Below are 17,732 nucleotides of genomic sequence, written 5' to 3'. Positions count from 1 at the left end.
GATTGCATGAGATTCTCCGTTGAATATGATAAAATCGATGGAGCGAACAACGTGTGAATGAAGGAGAGTAAATGATGCAAATTAAATCAATTGAACCTACACCAAGTCCAAATACAATGAAAATTAATTTAACAGAAGAACTGCCAGCTGGTAAAAGCAACAATTATAAAAAAGATGGGGCGGATCAAGCACCGGCACTTATTCAAGAGCTCTTTAAAATTGACGGTGTGAAAGGCGTGTATCATGTAGCCGATTTTCTAGCTGTAGAGCGAAATGCCAAATATGATTGGAAAGATATATTAGTTCAAATTCGTCAAGTGTTTGGTGAGGAAACAGCTGAGCAGTCGCAGCAAACAGCGATGCTTGAACATTTCGGTGAAGTAACGGTCATGATTCAACAATTTAAAGGCATTCCAATGCAAATCAAAATAAGTGATGGAAATAGTGAGAAACGATTTGCCCTGCCGGATTATTTTGTTAAAGCGGTAGCAGCTGCTCAAAAAGAAGATGACAATGTTGTGATGCTTCGTAAATGGAAAGATTATGGAGTACGCTATGGAGATATGGAGGAAATCGGAAAAGAGGTAGCAGATGAGCTTGTCGCTGCTTATCCAGAGGAACGAGTCAATCAATTAGTCGCAGCTGCACAGGAGGCACAGGATAAAAAAGATCCAATCGTTAAGCGACCTAAAATCAAACTTACTGCAGATATGCTTGATGATGAAAATTGGGAAAAACGCTATCAAGCATTAGAGCAAATGGAAGATCCGACCGTGGAAGATATTCCTCTACTTGAAAAAGCATTAGATGATAACAAAGTGTCTATTCGTCGTCTAGCCGTTGTGTATTTAGGAATGATTGAGGATTTGAAAGTTTTACCAAGTTTGTATAAAGCGTTGAAAGATTCTAGTGCAGCTGTTAGAAGAACAGCGGGTGATTGTCTGTCTGATTTAGGATTTGAAGAAGCGATGGATGAAATGGCGCAAGCATTAGCGGATAAAAATAAGCTTGTCAGATGGAGAGCAGCAATGTTTCTCTATGAAGCAGGAAATGAGTCAGTGCTGCCTGCTTTAAAACAAGCAGAGAAAGATCCAGAGTTTGAAGTCGCACTACAAGTAAAGATGGCGATTGACCGCATTGAAAATGGAGAAGCAGCAAAAGGTTCTGTTTGGAAGCAAATGACGGAAGCAAGACAAGCGGATGAGAGATAAGTTTTATGAAAATCTTATGATAAAGGAAAAATAAAAAAGTAGCCTTCGCGGTTACTTTCTTATTTTTTAAGAAGTTTAACTTTTCTAAAGGATTAAAGTGTGAGAAAAGACTTCGACTTTCGCCATTAGGAGCGATAAGTCGTGTTTTTTACTTATTTATTTTTGGGTAAAGCACTTTTTAAGAGTACAACGGTTGCATTTGTCTTCAAATATGTTAGAATTTTTAGAGAATAGTGAATGGTTGAACTACACTAAGTAATCAAACATTTTAGTTTAAATTGGGGGTATCACATCAAATGTCTAAACCAAAAATGAGAAGTGACATGATTAAAAAAGGTTTCGACCGTGCTCCACACCGCAGCTTATTGCGTGCAGCCGGCGTTAAAGAAGACGATTTCGGTAAACCGTTTATTGCGGTTTGTAACTCTTATATTGATATTGTTCCTGGACATGTACATTTACAGGAATTTGGTAAAATTGTAAAAGAAGCCATTCGCGAAGCGGGCGGAGTACCATTCGAATTTAATACAATCGGTGTAGATGACGGAATTGCAATGGGACATATTGGAATGCGTTATTCACTGCCAAGTCGTGAAATTATCGCAGATTCTCTTGAAACGGTTGTTTCTGCGCACTGGTTTGACGGAATGGTTTGTATTCCAAACTGTGATAAGATTACACCAGGTATGATGATGGGTGCTCTTCGTGTGAATATCCCAACGATGTTTGTTAGCGGAGGACCGATGAAAGCTGGTAAAGATAAAAATGGGAAACCGCTTTCCTTATCTTCTGTTTTTGAAGGAGTAGGTGCTCACCAAGTCGGCAAAATTGACGATGAAGCTTTATTAGAGCTTGAACAATACGGTTGCCCAACATGCGGCTCTTGTTCAGGAATGTTTACAGCGAACTCCATGAACTGTTTAGCTGAAGGTTTAGGGCTTGCTCTTCCTGGTAACGGTACGATCTTAGCTGTATCAGAAGACCGTAAAGAGTTTGTTAAAAAATCTGCTAAGCAATTAATGGAATTAATTAAATTAGATATTAAACCTCGCGATATCGTAACAATCGATGCAATTGACAATGCGTTTGCTTTAGATATGGCAATGGGCGGATCAACGAATACGGTTCTTCATACATTGGCATTAGCTCATGAAGCTGGATTCGAATACCCAATTGAGCGCATTAATGAAATAGCAAATCGTGTACCGCATCTTGCGAAAATTGCTCCAGCTTCAGACTACCATATTGAAGATGTACACAATGCTGGCGGCGTAAGTGCAATCATTAACGAACTATTGAAAAAGCCAGGTGCTTTCAATGGTGATCGTATTACAGTAACAGGAAAAACACTTCGTGAAAATGTAGCAGGCTGTGAAATTTTGGACAAGGATGTTATTCGTCCATTAGATAATCCACATTCAGAGCGTGGAGGTCTTGCTGTATTATTTGGTAACCTTGCACCGAACGGCTCTATTATTAAAGTAGGAGCTGTTGATAAATCAGTAGGCGGCTATCACAGAGGCCCTGCTATTTGCTTTGATTCACAAGAAGATGCATTACGGGGCATTGCGAAAGGTCAGATTAAAGAAGGTCATGTTGTTGTTATTCGCTATGAAGGTCCAAAAGGTGGACCAGGTATGCCGGAAATGCTGGCACCTACTTCGCAAATCGCAGGAATGGGTCTTGGAGCGAAAGTTGGCTTAATTACAGATGGACGTTTCTCAGGTGCATCACGCGGAATCAGTATTGGTCATATGTCTCCAGAAGCAGCGGAAGGCGGCCCAATCGCATTTGTTGAGGATGGCGATATCATTGAATTAGATTTAGAAAACCGTACAATCACATTAGAGATTTCGGATGAAGAATTTGAAAACCGTAAAGCTAACTGGAAAGGTTTTGAACCAAAAATAAAAACAGGCTACTTAGCACGTTATTCTAAACTTGTTACGAATGCTAGCACAGGCGGAGTAATGAAAATCTAATACGTCTGCAGCAATGAAACGGCGGCGGAAACTTAGCGTTTCTGCCGCTGTTTTTCTTTGATAAGCGCGATTTTTGCATAATCTTCATAAAGTATAGTATCCTTATAATTATCATTGTTGTTTTTTGAGGAGGAATGTTAGTATGTCAATGGCATATGAGGAATATATGAGACAGATGGTCATGCCAATGCGTCAAGAATTAGTGCAAGCAGGTTTTCAACAATTACAAACAGTAGAAGAAGTTGAAAACTTTATGGAATCGGTAGAAGGAACAACACTTGTTGTTGTAAATTCTGTATGCGGCTGTGCAGCTGGCTTAGCTCGTCCAGCAGCTACTGAAGCAGTTGCAGAGACTAGCAATAAACCAGATCACATTGTGACTGTATTTGCTGGTCAAGATAAAGAAGCAACAGCTAAAATGCGTGAATACTTCGTTGGAATTGAACCTTCATCTCCATCAATGGCTATATTAAAAGGGAAAGAAGTCGTTCACTTTATTCCACGTCACGATATTGAAGGCAATTCATTAGAAGCCATTAAAGATAATTTGCTGATTGCATTTGATAATGTAAAATAAGTGTTTGGAAAAATGCCTTGTGTATGCAACAAGGCATTTTTTAAGTAGAAATAGGAGCTATCTATATGTTTATTACTACAGCAGGAAGAACAGACAAGCATTTCATTGAAATTGCTCAGCAAGTAGGACGTGAACTCGATATTCCGTATGTCGCGCGTCGTAAGCGCTCTGTAAAAGCGGTACAAGAAGCCGAAAATGGAGCAGATTGTATCGTATATGGCAAAAACCGTATTGAATTACATCGTTTTGGAGAGCAAGCCCCTTTCTTTTTTCATCCTAATGTAGCGATGATCCGTATTAAAAGGCTTTTACAAGGAGAAAGTGACCCTTATCTTGTAGCGGGAAACATTACAGCTGGCAGCACCGTGTTAGATTGTACGCTCGGTCTTGGAGCCGATGCGATTGTCGCAAGTTTTGCTGTAGGAGATTGCGGTCGAGTTGTGGCATTAGAGGATAATCGTTTTCTTGCTTTTCTTGTGGCTCATGGGTTACACACATGGGAAGACGGTGATAATTCAATCATTCAAGCGATGCGCCGAGTAGAAGTGAAGTGCATGCATCATTTTGAAGAGCTTAAGCAAATGGCCGATAATAGCTTTGATGTGGTGTATTTTGATCCAATGTTTGAAGAAAGCATTCTTGAATCAGATGGTATTCGAACACTTACACATTTTGCGGTGACACATTCTTTAACAGAAGCGATTATAGAAGAAGCGAAGCGTGTTGCTCGGAATCGGGTCGTACTGAAAGATCACTTTCGCAGTTTACGATTTGAGCAATTGGGTTTTCAAGTATTGAAGCGGAAAACAGCGAAATTTCATTATGGTTTTCTCCAAGTGAATCAAGAGCCTGAGATCTTAGAATGATGAATGAGGTGTCAGGCTCTTATTTAAATAAAGAATTAATTTTTTCTTATGCGCATTTGAATTTTTGTATCATATTTTTTAAAAGTATTGCTATTCGTGGTGTTTCGTTTTTGCAGGACTTGGTTAAATTGAAGGAGTTTTTGGTTGAGCTTTTGTTGTAGAACTAGCTTTTCTTCTGGGTCGTGACAGCAAGCAATTAAATCTTCTATTTGCATTAATTCTTTTCGGTAGTTTTGTTCATCGTCCAACATCTTAGCATTTTTTAATAGACTATATGCCATTCGAAGGTCTTGAGGGATAGCTGATAAATCTTCTATGACAAGAGGTTTTCCCTTTCCGGGTAAATGGTCGAATTCTCCATTATTCATGGCTTGTTTAATCTTTTCTTCCGCTATAATATGAACGAAATCCATTTTTTATTTTCTCCTCCCGTATACAATTCATCTTTAGCTAGTATATCATTTGTTTTGGGGAGGAGTAAGCACGTATCATAAGCAAAATGAAACAACCTATGCTTTATGGATATAGGGCACAGGTCGCATAGTGTTTGATTAATCAGCGAATGATAAATAAATAAAGTAACCTAACGTTAGAATACAAAGGATGATTGCCAAGAAACTCCATTCCATCTTTTTCTCCTCCTTATGAAAGTATCCTCTACATAGTTTAATTCGATACGAACCATTCAATTCCTTTAATTTACATTTTGTGTTTGAATAGTTGAATCTGTTATAGAACGTTTTGGATTTTTTGCTCACTTTATGCGAAATCGTGATTTGGTACGCTTTTTAATATAGCCAAATAGTTACACAATATGGTTAATGCAGTAATTTGCGCTACTATTTATTCGTCATTTGCTATTTTTAGGAGTATACTGTAAGGAAGAAAGGTAGTGTTATGGAAAGGGGGATTTTGTTGGCAGCAACAAAATGGCTTCGTAAAAGTCTTGTCGTTTTAATTTCTATATTAACATTTGGTCTTGTGACTCCATCGAATTTAACATGGCTAGCAGAAGCGAATACGATTAAAAATGTTAAAGATGGAGCACTTGAAGAGAAGGAAATACCGTATATACCGATTGCTGGTATAGAAGAAGATAGCTTTAATCGAGAACAGCGTATCGCTGAATTGATAGAGAAGGCAGAAGCAAATGCGTATCAAAAATTTGGAGAAAAGATTCAACCAAAAATTAATGATGAATTTCAAGCGGTGATTTTACCGAAAATAGAAGAAGCAATTGTTGAAATCGCTAATCAGTTCCCTGATGAACAATTGCAGCAATTAACGATTAGTAAAAATCCAAGTGGTGGCAGAAGCGAAAATATTTTTCATATTTTTAATACGGAAAGTGGAGAAGATTTTATTCGTTTTCATGTTCGCCAAGATCGTATTCCATTAGAGGGATATTGGTTTAATTTTCATTATCATACATATCACGATTCATTTATGACGCACTACGAATTAGGGTCCATTTATTGGGATACGAATACACCGCCTAAATGGGGAAGTGCCAAGGTAGTGTCTTAATTATTTTAGCGTATATAAATGTAAAAAGTGATATACTAGTATAGAATAATATAAGAAATGGTTATGTTAATGGAGATTGTTGATTGTGCGTGTGAAACTGTCGTTTTGCACGCCTTTCAGCTTTTTTAAAAGTTCTTCACGAGTCGGCAATCAACAATGTCAGTAATATAGCCTACCGAATAAATACTTGCTTAATCTAGCTATTCATCAGTGAACGAATACAATATTCTCTGGTGAAGGTTTCTTTTTGTTTAGAGTAAAAGGAGCGTTTAACATGTCGGAATTGTTTCATAACATCATGAGCACTTATGCTTTATTCTTTGATGGGCAAATGTGGGTGGAAGTTTTAACAGATCCTGTTAGCTGGGGATTAATTGGTACACTTGTGTTAATGGAAGGGTTGTTGTCTGCGGATAATGCGTTAGTATTAGCTGTGATGGTGCGTCATTTGCCTGAAAAACAACGAAGAAAAGCTTTGTTTTATGGACTTCTTGGTGCGTATCTCTTCCGTTTCATTGCGATTGGCATCGGTGTATTCTTAATTAAATTGTGGTGGGTGAAAGTACTAGGAGCGGCTTACTTAGCTTGGTTATCGTATAAATATTTCCGTGATAAAAGAAGAGAAACGGGTGAAGAGGAAGAGCAAGGCTTAAATCAGAATGGTATCCTTATCCGCCTACTTGGTCCATTATGGGGAACAGTTGTGGCAGTTGAATTGATGGATATTGCTTTTTCAGTGGACAGTGTCATCGCGGCTTTTGGTGTAAGTGATAAAGTGTGGGTGCTGTTAATTGGCGGCATGCTTGGTGTATTGATGATGCGAGGTGTGGCAAGTGTGTTCTTAAAGCTCATTGATCGCATTCCCGAGCTTGAATCTGCTGCTTATGTATTGATTGCTTTCATTGCTGTTAAAATGCTTTTAACAGTATTTAATATTCACATTTCCCATACGTTGTTCTTTGTGATTATTTTCCTTATTTTTGCTGGAACAATTCTTATTCATTTTCGAAAAAACCAAAAATATACTCATTCGTAATGTAAAAAGCTGACAACTAGGTCAGCTTTTTTTGTCGAAATGATCGAGGCGTTTTAAAAGAAGAAAAAAAGTTATAAAAAAGAGGAAAAGAATAAAGAATAGTAGCCAAAGTGATGGAACAAGAGGAAATAATAAAATGCCTAGAAAAAGAGTGAACAAGCAAAGGTCGAATAATAAAAAAATTTGTAGAGAATAAATATTGAAAATTTCCTCAACCAGTTCTCGTTCTTCTTGTGTTATTGGTCGTCTGCCATAACGTCTCATAATGGATCACCTATATTTAATATATGTATGGACAGAAGAAATGTGCGTCATTCTATTGAAAGTAATTTCCAAAATTTAGTTCCATAAGCTATGATTCTCATTATGTTATAATAGAATAATAACTTGTTTTTTGTAATCTATTATACATAGTGGGGAAGGAGTATAGTCTATGCGATTTAAATATTGGATTATGCTAATTATGATATGTATTGGATTGTTTTCTTTTTATACATTGTCTCAAGCTAAGGAAGACGGGGTGAGCTGGGATGAATTATCGGAAAAGCACCCTTTGAAGCAAGAAAAAATCTTCACAAATCATCAGAATTTGCAGCAGTTATTTTTATTTCCAGAAGGTTCATTTGATACAGGAGAGGCTCTCTCGATTGTTAAGTCGATTTATAGATTACCCTCCTCGATGTTAGATAAATTGGTAGATGAAGAAGTGAAAGTGAAATTGTTTAATGGCCGATTAACGGAGAATTCTAGTGCAGCCTATTTAAAAGGAGTTCAACCAAGAGGATATAAGAATGAAGAGACAACGTGGGATGATGTGCCAGGAATGGGCGGTTCACATACGGTGTTTGTCAAAATTGGAGCAAGTGATCAAGGAAATGGACATGGCTCCGTGAATTTAGAGCTTCATGAGTTAGCGCATTCCATTGATAAAATTGTTTATAACGGTATTCGAGATGATATTGAATTTTTAGGTGTTTGGAAAAAAGAAGTAGGGACACTATTTCCAAATCAAACGTATTTCAATGATTATCCAGAGGAATACTTTGCTGAAACGTTTGCCATGTATTATGTAAATTCGGAGCAACGTCATCGTTTGGAAGGATTAGCTCCACAAACTTATATGTATATTAAGCAATTAGATTAGTTTTTTGTTGAACAACTGGTCAAAAGAATCTTATAATCGTGATGATTAGAAAGACAGATAACTATGGATAAAGCTTTAAATGAACAAGTATCTACTTTAAGAGAGAAAATAAAAACTACCGTAGATTCTACAAAAGTTGAATTTTTTAGATATAATGTATAAGGTGAAAACATACTGAGGTGAAGTAAATTGACGAATGAGTTAGAAAAAGTATACTTGGATTTTTTACAGTATATTTTAGATAATGGTGTAAAAAAAGAAGACCGTACAGGAACAGGAACAATTAGTGTATTTGGTTATCAAATGCGCTTTGACTTATCGAAGGGCTTCCCTTTATTTACAACGAAGCGTACCCCATTCCGTTTAATTGCAAGTGAGTTATTATGGTTTATTAAAGGGGATACAAATATCCGCTATTTACTTCAAAATAATAATCATATTTGGGACGAGTGGGCATTTAAAAAATGGGTTGAATCAGACGAATATACAGGCCCAGATATGACAGACTTCGGCAATCGTTGTTTAGTGGATGAAGAATTTAATAAAGTATACCAAGCGGAAATGCACGCTTTTTGTGAACGTGTACTTGAAGATGATGCTTTTGCTGAAAAATATGGTGATCTTGGTAACGTGTACGGTAAGCAATGGCGTCGCTGGACAGACTCCGAAGGAAATGAAATTGATCAGTTACAAGATGTCATTAACCAAATTAAAAATAATCCCGATTCCCGTCGTATTATCGTAAATGCATGGAATCCGGAAGATGTCGTAAATGCAGGTGCAAAGGGAAGTAAAGCTGCTTTACCTCCATGTCACGCAATGTTTCAATTCTATGTAGCGAATGGAAAACTTTCTTGCCAGTTGTATCAGCGTAGCGGAGATTCTTTCCTAGGAATAAATTTTAATATACCGTCTTATGCTTTACTTACTCATTTGATTGCACATGAATGTGATTTAGAAGTAGGAGATTTTGTACACACAATTGGTGATGCTCATATTTACTTAAATCATATTGAACAAGTCAAAGAACAACTATCACGTGAATTGCGTGATTTACCAACATTAAAAATCAATTCAGAAAAGAAATCGCTTTTTGATATTGAATTAGAAGATTTAACGATTGAAGGATATAATCCACATCCTTCTATTAAGGCACCAATTGCAGTCTAATATAAATGGAACCTACATTATATTAAAGGAGAAGTAAGCGTATGATTTCATTAATTGTTGCGATGGATCAAAATCGGGTCATCGGAAAGAACAATCAATTGCCATGGTATTTGCCGGCTGATCTTCAATATTTTAAAAAAGTGACAATGGGAAAGCCGATTATTATGGGGCGTAAAACGTTTGAATCAATCGGCCGGGTGCTGCCTGGTCGTGAAAATATTATCGTTACACGTAACCAATCTTATACGAATTCGGATTGTACGATATTGCATACTATCGATGAGATTAAGCAATATGCTGATCAAAGTGAGCAAGAGGTTTTTGTTATTGGTGGAGCGGAGATTTTTAAAGAGATTTTACCTGTTACCGATCGAATATATATTACCGAAATTGAGGCGAGCTTTGAAGGGGATACGTATTTTCCGAGTTTAGATGAAAATGAGTGGATTACACGTTCCTCTACACCAGGAATCGTTGACGAGAAAAATGTATACGCTCATCGCTTTGTTGTACTAGAAAGAAGATAAACCTGGAATAAAACTGGTGATTGTCGTTCGATCATCAGTTTTATTAAATTATATTATAGAATGCTGTTGACTGTCTGTTATCTCATGTTAGATAGAGGTTTAATCTAATTGTTAAATAAAGAATTTTTCGAAAAGTCAGTTACATCCTCTGGTGAAAGTGTTATAATTATTAGATTAAATATTGGATTATTAAAAGGGAAAGGATATGAGGAATTGTTATGAGTCAGACAGCATCTATGAAAAGGGGAATTCAATTGGAAGATATTCTAATTGCTTATCGAGATTTGAAAGAAATCGTTGCTCACACTCCTTTGCAAAAAAATGCACGGTTATCTGAGAAATATAATTGTAATGTGTATTTAAAAAGAGAAGATCTACAGCATGTACGTTCCTTCAAATTACGCGGGGCTTACTATAAGATGAGTACATTAACAGAGGAAGAAACGCAAAATGGAGTCGTATGTGCAAGTGCTGGGAATCACGCACAAGGTGTAGCGTTTGCATGTAACCATTTAGGCATCAATGGAAAAATCTTTATGCCTGCTACTACTCCGAGACAAAAGGTCGATCAAGTTCAATTATTTGGGAGAGATAACATTGAAATTGTGTTAGTTGGAGATACGTTTGATGACTCGTTTGCTAATGCGATGATTTGTGCGAAGGATGAGGGGCGGACTTTTATCCACCCATTTGATGATGAACTGGTGATTGCAGGACAAGGGACAGCGGCCGTGGAAATTCTTAATGACTGTGATGAGAAAATTGATTATGTGTTTGCTGCAATTGGCGGCGGCGGATTAATGGCTGGTTTATCCACCTATTTCAAATCCGTTTCTCCAGAGACGAAATGTATTGGAGTTGAGCCATTAGGAGCCGCTTCGATGAAATATTCCTTTGAAAAGGGAGAGGTTACAGAGCTCGAGAAGATTGATACGTTTGTTGATGGCGCCGCTGTGAAATGTGTTGGGCAAAAGACGTATGAAATTTGTCATGAAAATTTAGAAGACATTATTCCTGTACCAGAAGGGAAAATTTGTACAACCATTCTTGATTTATATAACGAGCATGCGATTGTTGCTGAACCGGCCGGAGCGATTTCGGTAGCGGCGCTCGATTTATATAAAGATCAAATTAAAGGGAAAACAGTCGTTTGTATGATTAGCGGTGGAAATAATGATATCGGCAGAATGCAAGAAATTAAAGAGAAATCGCTGTTATATGAAGGATTGTTATATTACTTCATCGTTAACTTCCCACAACGTGCTGGAGCTTTAAGAGAGTTTCTAGATGAAGTATTAGGACCAAACGATGATATTAGCCGTTTTGAATATACGAAGAAGAATAATAAAGAAAGCGGCCCGGCATTAGTTGGTATCGAATTAAAATATAAAAACGACTATGCTGGATTGATTGATCGTATGAATAAAAAAGGCTTTACATTTGTGGAAGTGAATAAAGATAGCAATTTATTCCACCTTTTAATTTAGAAGCGGTTAACTAGTATTTATTAAACGGTTTTTAGCTCGTTTCATATGATTATCATTCACATGAACTGGGTTGGAAAATAGATTTAATACAAGTTATTTTGAATAGATATCATTTTTAAATGGAAATGGAGATTGCTTTTCTTTAAAACTAAAAAGTATTATAATGGCTATAAGTTGATGTCAACATTAAAGGGGATGTATCCATGCCGAATATTGGAGTACCTGGTTTAATCTTAATCATACTGTTAGCGTTAATAGTTTTTGGTCCTAAGAAGCTTCCTGAAATTGGGCGTGCGTTTGGACAAACGTTACGGGAATTTAAAAAATCAACGCGCGAATTAACGAGTGACGACTTCGAAGATCACGAGAAGAAAACGACTAAATAAACAGATGGATGAAGGCGTAAGATAGAGTTGTCTTGCGCCTTTTTGTTGACGAAACATTATTGGATTTTTCAAAAAAAGGCGTGATGGATGTTGGAAGATAAAGAACTCAATGTCATTGAACATCTTGATGAGTTGCGAAAACGATTAATTATTGTTGTCGTTAGTTTTTTTCTTTTTTTTATTATTGGCTTTATATTTGTTGAAGATGTTTATAAGTGGTTTGTGAAGGGGTTAGATGTTACCTTAATGGTGTTAGGACCGAGTGAGATTATTTGGATTTACTTCATGCTCGCATCAGTGATTGCTGTAGCAGCGACGATTCCAATTCTAGCATTGCAAATATGGCTCTTTGTTAAACCAGCTTTACGGCCGCATGAAATAAAGGCAACATTAGCTTACATACCAGCTTTATTTATATTGTTTGTAGCGGGACTTGCATTCGGATACTTTATTATTTTTCCGATGATTTATCAGTTCTTACTTGATTTAGGTGGAGACATGTTTTTAACGAACTTCACGGCTGAGAAGTATTTTAAGTTTGTTTTTCACATGACTATTCCTTTTGCTGTATTATTTGAGCTCCCTGTTGTCATTATGTTTTTAACCTCTATCGGAATTTTAAATCCTTATGTGCTTCATAAAATTAGAAAATATGCTTATTTTGTTCTTGTGGTCATTGCTGTTTGTATAACCCCTCCAGATTTTATGTCAGACTTCGTTGTGATTGTACCGTTGTTACTTCTATATGAAATTAGTATATCGCTGTCTAAAATTGTCTTTAAGCGGCGTCAAAAAAGGGAAGCAGCGGCTGAAGCAGAATATAGTCAGGGAGAAGATGTGCAATAAAGTGAAACTTCCATTAGTGGGGGGTTTTCTTCATCCCCACTGATGGTTAGTCACGTTCTACGGTCACTAAGATTTCCGCTTCGCTTCAATCAAGTGACCGTACGAACCTGATTGGTGAAAGTTTACCTTTGAAAATCGCAAAGGTAATTTTCACTGTATTTCACCAATCGGACCTTTACTACAAAAGCGAGGCGACTGTTCAGCCCCGACAAGCATTACAGCTTATGACCTCGAGGGGCTAGGAGCCGCAACTAGATGAGGGCAGTTGTCTCCCACCTATCTTCTTTGTTTTCTCATAAGCTTGAGGTGGGGGGCTTACTGCCCGTTAAGTGTGGGATAAAGGGGGATGTCTATCAATTGATTGTCCCCCTAGATTCATAAGCGAGGAGACTGCTCTAATCAATTTTCCAACATTCTTAGTATCTTGGGGTGCATGGAGTTGGAAGTGCTAAATTGATTTCTTCTATATTTAAATACACAATATTTCATCCTTTTATTTATTTTGTGTATAATGAAGACAATCGGATAAAAAAGAGGATTGATAGTTTGTTGCTTAAATCCCTAGAGTTCAAAAATTATCTTGGACAAAAGGTGATGATTACGGATATACCAGTTTTATTACCTAACAATCCTAATTATTTTATGGTATATATCAGGTTAAAGGTTTTCACAGAGCAAGTTTTTAAGAAGAATGAAAGTATAGTAATATATCCCTTCAAACAGTATTTAGCAACCGTTCTAAAGTGGCCGGTTTATCGTAAGCTTTTCGCTGAGGATTTGATTAATAATGCTTAAACAAGGACTGTCTATTCACAGTCAGTGGTTTAGAAGAGCCTAAGCAAAGGTTCTTTTATAACTGGGGATGGACAGTCTTTACATGTGTTTTGTAATCGTTATCATAGAAAAAATGAATAGGCTTAATAGATAGAATCTACATGCTAGTGATTGATTTGAATGGTCTAGACAGAAATGTGAACTAGGATGTGTTTTAATGAAAAAAGTAAAAATAGTAACAGATTCAACAACAGATATGACATTAGAAGAATTAGAGAAGTATGAGATTACAATGGTTCCACTATCTATTTCTATTGATGGAGAAACGTTTTTAGATAAAGTGGAAATAGAATCCAATGAATTTCTAGCCCGAATGAGAAAATCAAGAGAATTACCAAAGAGTTCTCAGCCAGCTGTTGGTACATTTGCTCAAATATATGATGAATTAGGAGCAGATGGGAGTGAAATTATTTCGATTCATATGACTGGTGGTATGAGCGGGACAGTACGCTCAGCGGAAAGTGCTGCAAGTATGACAGATGCGAAGGTAACGGTTATTGATTCGAGATTTATTTCAAAAGCGTTAGGGTTTCAGGTAATTGAAGCAGCAAAAATGGCTAAAGAGGGTAAATCAGTAGCGGAGATTATCGAACGTTTGGAGACGATTCGCAATAATACGAGATTAACGATTAGTATTGATACGCTGGAAAACTTAATTAAAGGCGGACGAATTGGCAAGATGACAGGCTTAATCGGTTCTTTGTTAAATATTAAACCGATAGCTGTTTTAGAAGACGGTGTACTTCATCCGGTTTCAAAGGCAAGAAGTCATTCACAAATTGTGAAGTACGTCGTGAATCAATTTAAACAAGATATGGAAGGGAAGCAACTGACGGGAATTGGGATTGCCCACGCAAATAATAGGGAGCTTGGCGATAAAATTGGAAAAGCGGTTATGGAATTGACTGGGCTTCAGACTATTACGATGGACGACACAACTCCGGTCATTAGTACCCATGCTGGGGAAGGTGCATTAGCCATTATGTATTATTGGGATTGATTAGACAAGCTGAAAGGGCGGAGAAAAGATGAGGAAACAGCAACTATTTATTATGCTGGTCATAGTTTTGTTGACGTTATCAGCCTGTAGCTCTAATGAAATACCAAATGAACAGAATCGAGATATTGAGGATTTCAGTTTTACAACTCAAGAAGGAAAGAGTCTGGAGAAAAGTGATTTAAAAGGGAAAGTATGGATGGCTGATTTTATTTTTACATCGTGTGAGACGGTTTGTTTTCCGATGACATCCAATATGGTCAAGCTGCAGAAGATGCTCAAGGACGAGGGCATAAAGGATGTTGAATTTGTTTCTTTTTCCGTTGATCCAGAAGTAGATAAGCCAGATGTGTTAAAAAAGTACGCTGATCAATTCGGTGTAGATTATTCAAATTGGCACTTCTTAACGGGGTATCAACAAGATGAGATTATTCAATTTGCGAAGACTGGCTTTGGGACATTAGCAGTAAAACCAAAAGGTGAGGATCAAGTTATTCATGGCACGTCTTTTTATTTACTGAATCAAGAGGGGAAAATTGTTCAAGAGTATACAGGTCTTGAGGACATTCCGTTTGAAGATATTATACAGCATATTAAAATAGTACAAAGTCGTTAAACAGGTCCACATGCGGACCTGTTTTTTTTTATGTTTAGAAGCATGTTTTGAAAAAGCCTAGTAAAAGCTAAAGTTATACAAAAATTTTTCATTTTAAAACAAGGTTTTTTCTTTATAAAATCCCGTTTTTTTCATGATATAATATTTTAAAGGAAGGTGAGAGCGATGAAATATACCATCACCTGTCTTCTTATCTGTCTATTCTTAATCAGTGGATGCAGTCAAAGTCAAACGGTCTCAACGCAACCTTTGGAACAGTACCAGCATCTGACGGAATTAAGTAAGAAGCAAGAGATTCCTTCACGGTTTTTCCCTGATCCGATTCAAATTGTGTCGGTAGGTGATTCATTAACACAAGGGGTTGGAGATAGCAAAGATAATGGAGGCTACTTACCCTATCTAAAAAAGAAGTTAGAAAAAGAGCCGACTATTACAGCTGTAGAGATGGTCAATTATGGTGTACGAGGTAACCGAACGGATCAATTGTTGAAGCGATTGGATAAAAAAGAGATTCGTGAACATATTGAGCAGGCTGATTCCATTGTCGTAACGATTGGTGGGAATGATATTATGAAAGTATTTAAACAAAATTTCACCAATTTAGAAATGGAGCAGTTTGAAACCGCTAAAATCGGTTATGAAGATCGTTTGAGGAAAATTCTTGATAAAATACGGACGTATAATAAGTCAGCACAAATATATTTAGTTGGAGTGTATAATCCATATACGAAGATATTTGCAGATTTATATGAGCTTGATATGATTATTGCCGATTGGAATAATAGTGGTGAAAAAATTGTATCTAAGTATGATTCGGCTTACTTTATTTCGATAGAAGACATTTTTCAAAATACAACAGAAGATTTGCTTTATACGGAGGATTACTTTCATCCAAACGACCGCGGTTATGAATTAATTGCGACGAGAATATATAACAATATGGAAGTTGCCACATTGGGAAGAGAGACCCTAGAAGCAGCAAGCATTAGAGGGGATGAACCACAATAATGACAGGTGAGAAATGGAAAAAGTTATTTATTGTTTTATTAGCCTGTAATATCCTTGTCATTAGCTTTATGTTGATTTTAATTAATTGGCCGATTAAAGGTGAAGAGATTAGCAATACGTCAAGTAAGGAAGAGGATATTCAATTTCAAGTACACACAACACGAGATGATTTGAATCAATTAATCAATCAATATTTAGATAAGGAAGGGCTAACTGGAGGATTTCATTATGAAGTATATTTAACCGATGAAGTTGAATTATATGGCAAGATGCCTTTCTTTAATCGTGAAGTAGATTTGAAATTAACGTTTAAGCCGATCGCTCAAGAAAATGGCGATTTGGTTCTCAAGCAAGAGTCCATTTCTGTTGGTGAGATGAACCTTCCTGTATCCTATGTAATGAACTTTATTAATAAGCGTTATAAAACGCCTGATTGGGTTACCATTCAGCCGAAGGAGCAAAGGGTTTATGTCTCTCTACAAGAAATGAAATTGAAAAGCGATGTACGTGTAAAGGCCAAAAAATTTGATTTAGAACACAATGATATTTCATTTTTATTGACAGTGCCTTCTGTTCAGCCATAACAAAAAACCGGGATATCCCGGTTTTTTGTTATGGTGAAACGATAGGTAGCTTGGGGTTTACGGATAAAGAGAGTGTTCTAAGGTGTAAGAGAGATGACTGCTAATTCAGTCGTTTCATTATTTGTATTTGTGCTGACAATATAGAAAGATGTGGCTTGATTGACTAGAAAGTGAGTCTTTGGCAAGGAACGAATGAGCTCCTTTGTTCCAGTTGGTCGAATTTCAAGATCGACTTTGATAGGATAGACAGGTAAGTATGAGCTTGCGTGTTCGGGTGTAAGTTGATCGAAAACAATATCACCGTTTTTCACAGCAATGTCTACTGCTTCGATATCAGAGGCTAGATGAACAAAGCGAAATGCTGCTTCACCACTAGGGACAGCTGGGGAATCTTTTATCGTAACAAGTTTTACTTCTTTTGGTCTTTTGGCAATTGCCCCCGTATAATATTGATTGGCTTCTAGTTTTAGCTTTTGGCTAGCAATGGTGGAGGTTGTTGTTCCCTCAGGATATATATCAATTTGATACGTTCCGGCTGGCAAGGACAAATAGTCACTCGCGTTTTTGTAAGAGAAGTTTTGTAGAATCCGCATTTCATTTACATATACATCAACAGCAGGTATATTGGGAGAGACATGAAACAGTCGAAGGTGTGCAAACTTTTTCGTTTGTCTAACATGTATGAGTGGTATTACTTTTGTAATACTTTGCAAATGCTTATGATAATAATAATCATGAAGCTTTGGGTTACTATATTTATAAAAGTGAGATAAGAGATCGTATTTCGCAGCCTTTTGTAAGTAATGATTGTGGGATTCATAGTTCATGCCAATCACCTCTTAGTTTTGCTCATCATGCTATTAGCATATGGCAAGATGCTTGGGCAGGTGTCTAGTTTCGGACTATAGGGAATGTTTAAAGGATGGAGGACAAT

At 36.9% G+C, this 17,732-nt stretch carries 19 protein-coding genes; 17 read left to right on the top strand and 2 right to left on the bottom strand.

Features of this window, described 5'->3' with window-relative positions; all coding sequences use genetic code 11:
• Positions 1-74: 74 nt before the first annotated feature.
• From ACE199_RS03980 to ACE199_RS03965, 4 genes are all read left to right on the top strand, one after another.
• On the top strand, positions 75-1,211 hold the full coding sequence (locus tag ACE199_RS03980; protein ID WP_375348964.1) for a conserved virulence factor C family protein: 1,137 nt from the start codon (positions 75-77) through the stop codon (positions 1,209-1,211).
• A gap of 296 nt (positions 1,212-1,507) precedes the next feature.
• Positions 1,508-3,193 carry a dihydroxy-acid dehydratase gene (gene ilvD / locus ACE199_RS03975; RefSeq protein ID WP_375348679.1) on the top strand — a complete coding sequence of 562 codons (1,686 nt, stop codon included), beginning with the start codon at positions 1,508-1,510 and terminating at the stop codon, positions 3,191-3,193.
• A gap of 142 nt (positions 3,194-3,335) precedes the next feature.
• Positions 3,336-3,770, top strand: coding sequence for a BrxA/BrxB family bacilliredoxin (locus ACE199_RS03970; protein ID WP_127761059.1), 435 nt, complete (start codon positions 3,336-3,338; stop codon positions 3,768-3,770).
• A gap of 65 nt (positions 3,771-3,835) precedes the next feature.
• Complete coding sequence (locus ACE199_RS03965) at positions 3,836-4,636, top strand: class I SAM-dependent methyltransferase (protein WP_375348678.1); 801 nt, start codon at positions 3,836-3,838, stop codon at positions 4,634-4,636.
• Positions 4,637-4,671: 35 nt separating this feature from the next.
• Here ACE199_RS03965 and ACE199_RS03960 read toward each other — a convergent pair whose 3' ends face one another.
• Positions 4,672-5,049, bottom strand: coding sequence for a DnaJ family domain-containing protein (locus ACE199_RS03960; RefSeq protein ID WP_375348677.1), 378 nt, complete (start codon positions 5,047-5,049; stop codon positions 4,672-4,674).
• A gap of 502 nt (positions 5,050-5,551) precedes the next feature.
• Here ACE199_RS03960 and ACE199_RS03955 point away from each other — a divergent pair.
• From ACE199_RS03955 to ACE199_RS03895, 13 genes are all read left to right on the top strand, one after another.
• A complete protein-coding gene (locus tag ACE199_RS03955; RefSeq protein ID WP_375348676.1) occupies positions 5,552-6,163 on the top strand; it encodes a YpjP family protein in 612 nt (203 codons plus the stop codon).
• Between the two features lie 274 nt (positions 6,164-6,437).
• Positions 6,438-7,199 (top strand): TerC family protein, encoded by a 762-nt coding sequence (locus tag ACE199_RS03950; RefSeq protein ID WP_375348675.1) that lies wholly within the window; start codon positions 6,438-6,440, stop codon positions 7,197-7,199.
• A 433-nt stretch (positions 7,200-7,632) separates the two neighbouring features.
• A complete protein-coding gene (locus ACE199_RS03945; protein WP_375348674.1) occupies positions 7,633-8,343 on the top strand; it encodes an anthrax toxin lethal factor-related metalloendopeptidase in 711 nt (236 codons plus the stop codon).
• 189 nt (positions 8,344-8,532) lie between these two features.
• A complete protein-coding gene (locus ACE199_RS03940) occupies positions 8,533-9,513 on the top strand; it encodes a thymidylate synthase (protein ID WP_375348673.1) in 981 nt (326 codons plus the stop codon).
• Positions 9,514-9,554: 41 nt separating this feature from the next.
• The gene (locus ACE199_RS03935; protein WP_375348672.1) at positions 9,555-10,040 is read left to right on the top strand and encodes a dihydrofolate reductase; all 486 of its coding nucleotides are present in this window, start codon (positions 9,555-9,557) and stop codon (positions 10,038-10,040) included.
• Positions 10,041-10,258: 218 nt separating this feature from the next.
• Complete coding sequence (ilvA, locus tag ACE199_RS03930) at positions 10,259-11,527, top strand: threonine ammonia-lyase IlvA (protein WP_375348671.1); 1,269 nt, start codon at positions 10,259-10,261, stop codon at positions 11,525-11,527.
• Positions 11,528-11,730: 203 nt separating this feature from the next.
• Positions 11,731-11,913: a twin-arginine translocase TatA/TatE family subunit gene (locus tag ACE199_RS03925; protein ID WP_119115224.1), complete on the top strand. Its 183-nt coding sequence runs from the start codon at positions 11,731-11,733 to the stop codon at positions 11,911-11,913.
• Positions 11,914-12,003: 90 nt separating this feature from the next.
• On the top strand, positions 12,004-12,759 hold the full coding sequence (gene tatC / locus ACE199_RS03920) for a twin-arginine translocase subunit TatC (protein WP_119115615.1): 756 nt from the start codon (positions 12,004-12,006) through the stop codon (positions 12,757-12,759).
• Between the two features lie 429 nt (positions 12,760-13,188).
• A complete protein-coding gene (locus ACE199_RS03915) occupies positions 13,189-13,554 on the top strand; it encodes a DUF2535 family protein (protein WP_375348670.1) in 366 nt (121 codons plus the stop codon).
• Between the two features lie 196 nt (positions 13,555-13,750).
• The gene (locus tag ACE199_RS03910) at positions 13,751-14,593 is read left to right on the top strand and encodes a DegV family protein (RefSeq protein WP_375348669.1); all 843 of its coding nucleotides are present in this window, start codon (positions 13,751-13,753) and stop codon (positions 14,591-14,593) included.
• 28 nt (positions 14,594-14,621) lie between these two features.
• The gene (locus ACE199_RS03905) at positions 14,622-15,206 is read left to right on the top strand and encodes an SCO family protein (RefSeq protein ID WP_375348668.1); all 585 of its coding nucleotides are present in this window, start codon (positions 14,622-14,624) and stop codon (positions 15,204-15,206) included.
• A 165-nt stretch (positions 15,207-15,371) separates the two neighbouring features.
• On the top strand, positions 15,372-16,214 hold the full coding sequence (locus ACE199_RS03900; RefSeq protein ID WP_375348667.1) for an SGNH/GDSL hydrolase family protein: 843 nt from the start codon (positions 15,372-15,374) through the stop codon (positions 16,212-16,214).
• Positions 16,214-16,798 carry a YpmS family protein gene (locus tag ACE199_RS03895; RefSeq protein WP_375348666.1) on the top strand — a complete coding sequence of 195 codons (585 nt, stop codon included), beginning with the start codon at positions 16,214-16,216 and terminating at the stop codon, positions 16,796-16,798. The genes ACE199_RS03900 and ACE199_RS03895 overlap by 1 nt, the downstream gene beginning before the upstream one ends.
• Before the next feature lie 77 nt (positions 16,799-16,875).
• On the opposite strand, the gene ACE199_RS03890 is transcribed toward ACE199_RS03895, so the two are convergent.
• Positions 16,876-17,625, bottom strand: a complete 750-nt coding sequence (locus ACE199_RS03890; RefSeq protein WP_375348665.1) for a DUF4397 domain-containing protein — start codon at positions 17,623-17,625, stop codon at positions 16,876-16,878.
• Between the last annotated feature and the right edge of the window lie 107 nt (positions 17,626-17,732).

Source organism: Peribacillus sp. Hz7, from assembly GCF_042136355.1.
GTDB classification, from domain to species: domain Bacteria; phylum Bacillota; class Bacilli; order Bacillales; family DSM-1321; genus Peribacillus; species Peribacillus asahii_A.
This window is presented reverse-complemented; position numbering and strand designations above follow the sequence as displayed.

Coding starts and splice junctions, on each gene's coding strand:
- ACE199_RS03980 (WP_375348964.1), top strand. CDS start 75: ATGCAAATTAAATCAATTGAACCTACACCAAGTCCAAATACAATGAAA.
- ilvD (WP_375348679.1), top strand. CDS start 1,508: ATGTCTAAACCAAAAATGAGAAGTGACATGATTAAAAAAGGTTTCGAC.
- ACE199_RS03970 (WP_127761059.1), top strand. CDS start 3,336: ATGTCAATGGCATATGAGGAATATATGAGACAGATGGTCATGCCAATG.
- ACE199_RS03965 (WP_375348678.1), top strand. CDS start 3,836: ATGTTTATTACTACAGCAGGAAGAACAGACAAGCATTTCATTGAAATT.
- ACE199_RS03960 (WP_375348677.1), bottom strand. CDS start 5,049: ATGGATTTCGTTCATATTATAGCGGAAGAAAAGATTAAACAAGCCATG.
- ACE199_RS03950 (WP_375348675.1), top strand. CDS start 6,438: ATGTCGGAATTGTTTCATAACATCATGAGCACTTATGCTTTATTCTTT.
- ACE199_RS03945 (WP_375348674.1), top strand. CDS start 7,633: ATGCGATTTAAATATTGGATTATGCTAATTATGATATGTATTGGATTG.
- ACE199_RS03935 (WP_375348672.1), top strand. CDS start 9,555: ATGATTTCATTAATTGTTGCGATGGATCAAAATCGGGTCATCGGAAAG.
- ilvA (WP_375348671.1), top strand. CDS start 10,259: ATGAGTCAGACAGCATCTATGAAAAGGGGAATTCAATTGGAAGATATT.
- ACE199_RS03925 (WP_119115224.1), top strand. CDS start 11,731: ATGCCGAATATTGGAGTACCTGGTTTAATCTTAATCATACTGTTAGCG.
- ACE199_RS03910 (WP_375348669.1), top strand. CDS start 13,751: ATGAAAAAAGTAAAAATAGTAACAGATTCAACAACAGATATGACATTA.
- ACE199_RS03905 (WP_375348668.1), top strand. CDS start 14,622: ATGAGGAAACAGCAACTATTTATTATGCTGGTCATAGTTTTGTTGACG.
- ACE199_RS03900 (WP_375348667.1), top strand. CDS start 15,372: ATGAAATATACCATCACCTGTCTTCTTATCTGTCTATTCTTAATCAGT.
- ACE199_RS03895 (WP_375348666.1), top strand. CDS start 16,214: ATGACAGGTGAGAAATGGAAAAAGTTATTTATTGTTTTATTAGCCTGT.
- ACE199_RS03890 (WP_375348665.1), bottom strand. CDS start 17,625: ATGAACTATGAATCCCACAATCATTACTTACAAAAGGCTGCGAAATAC.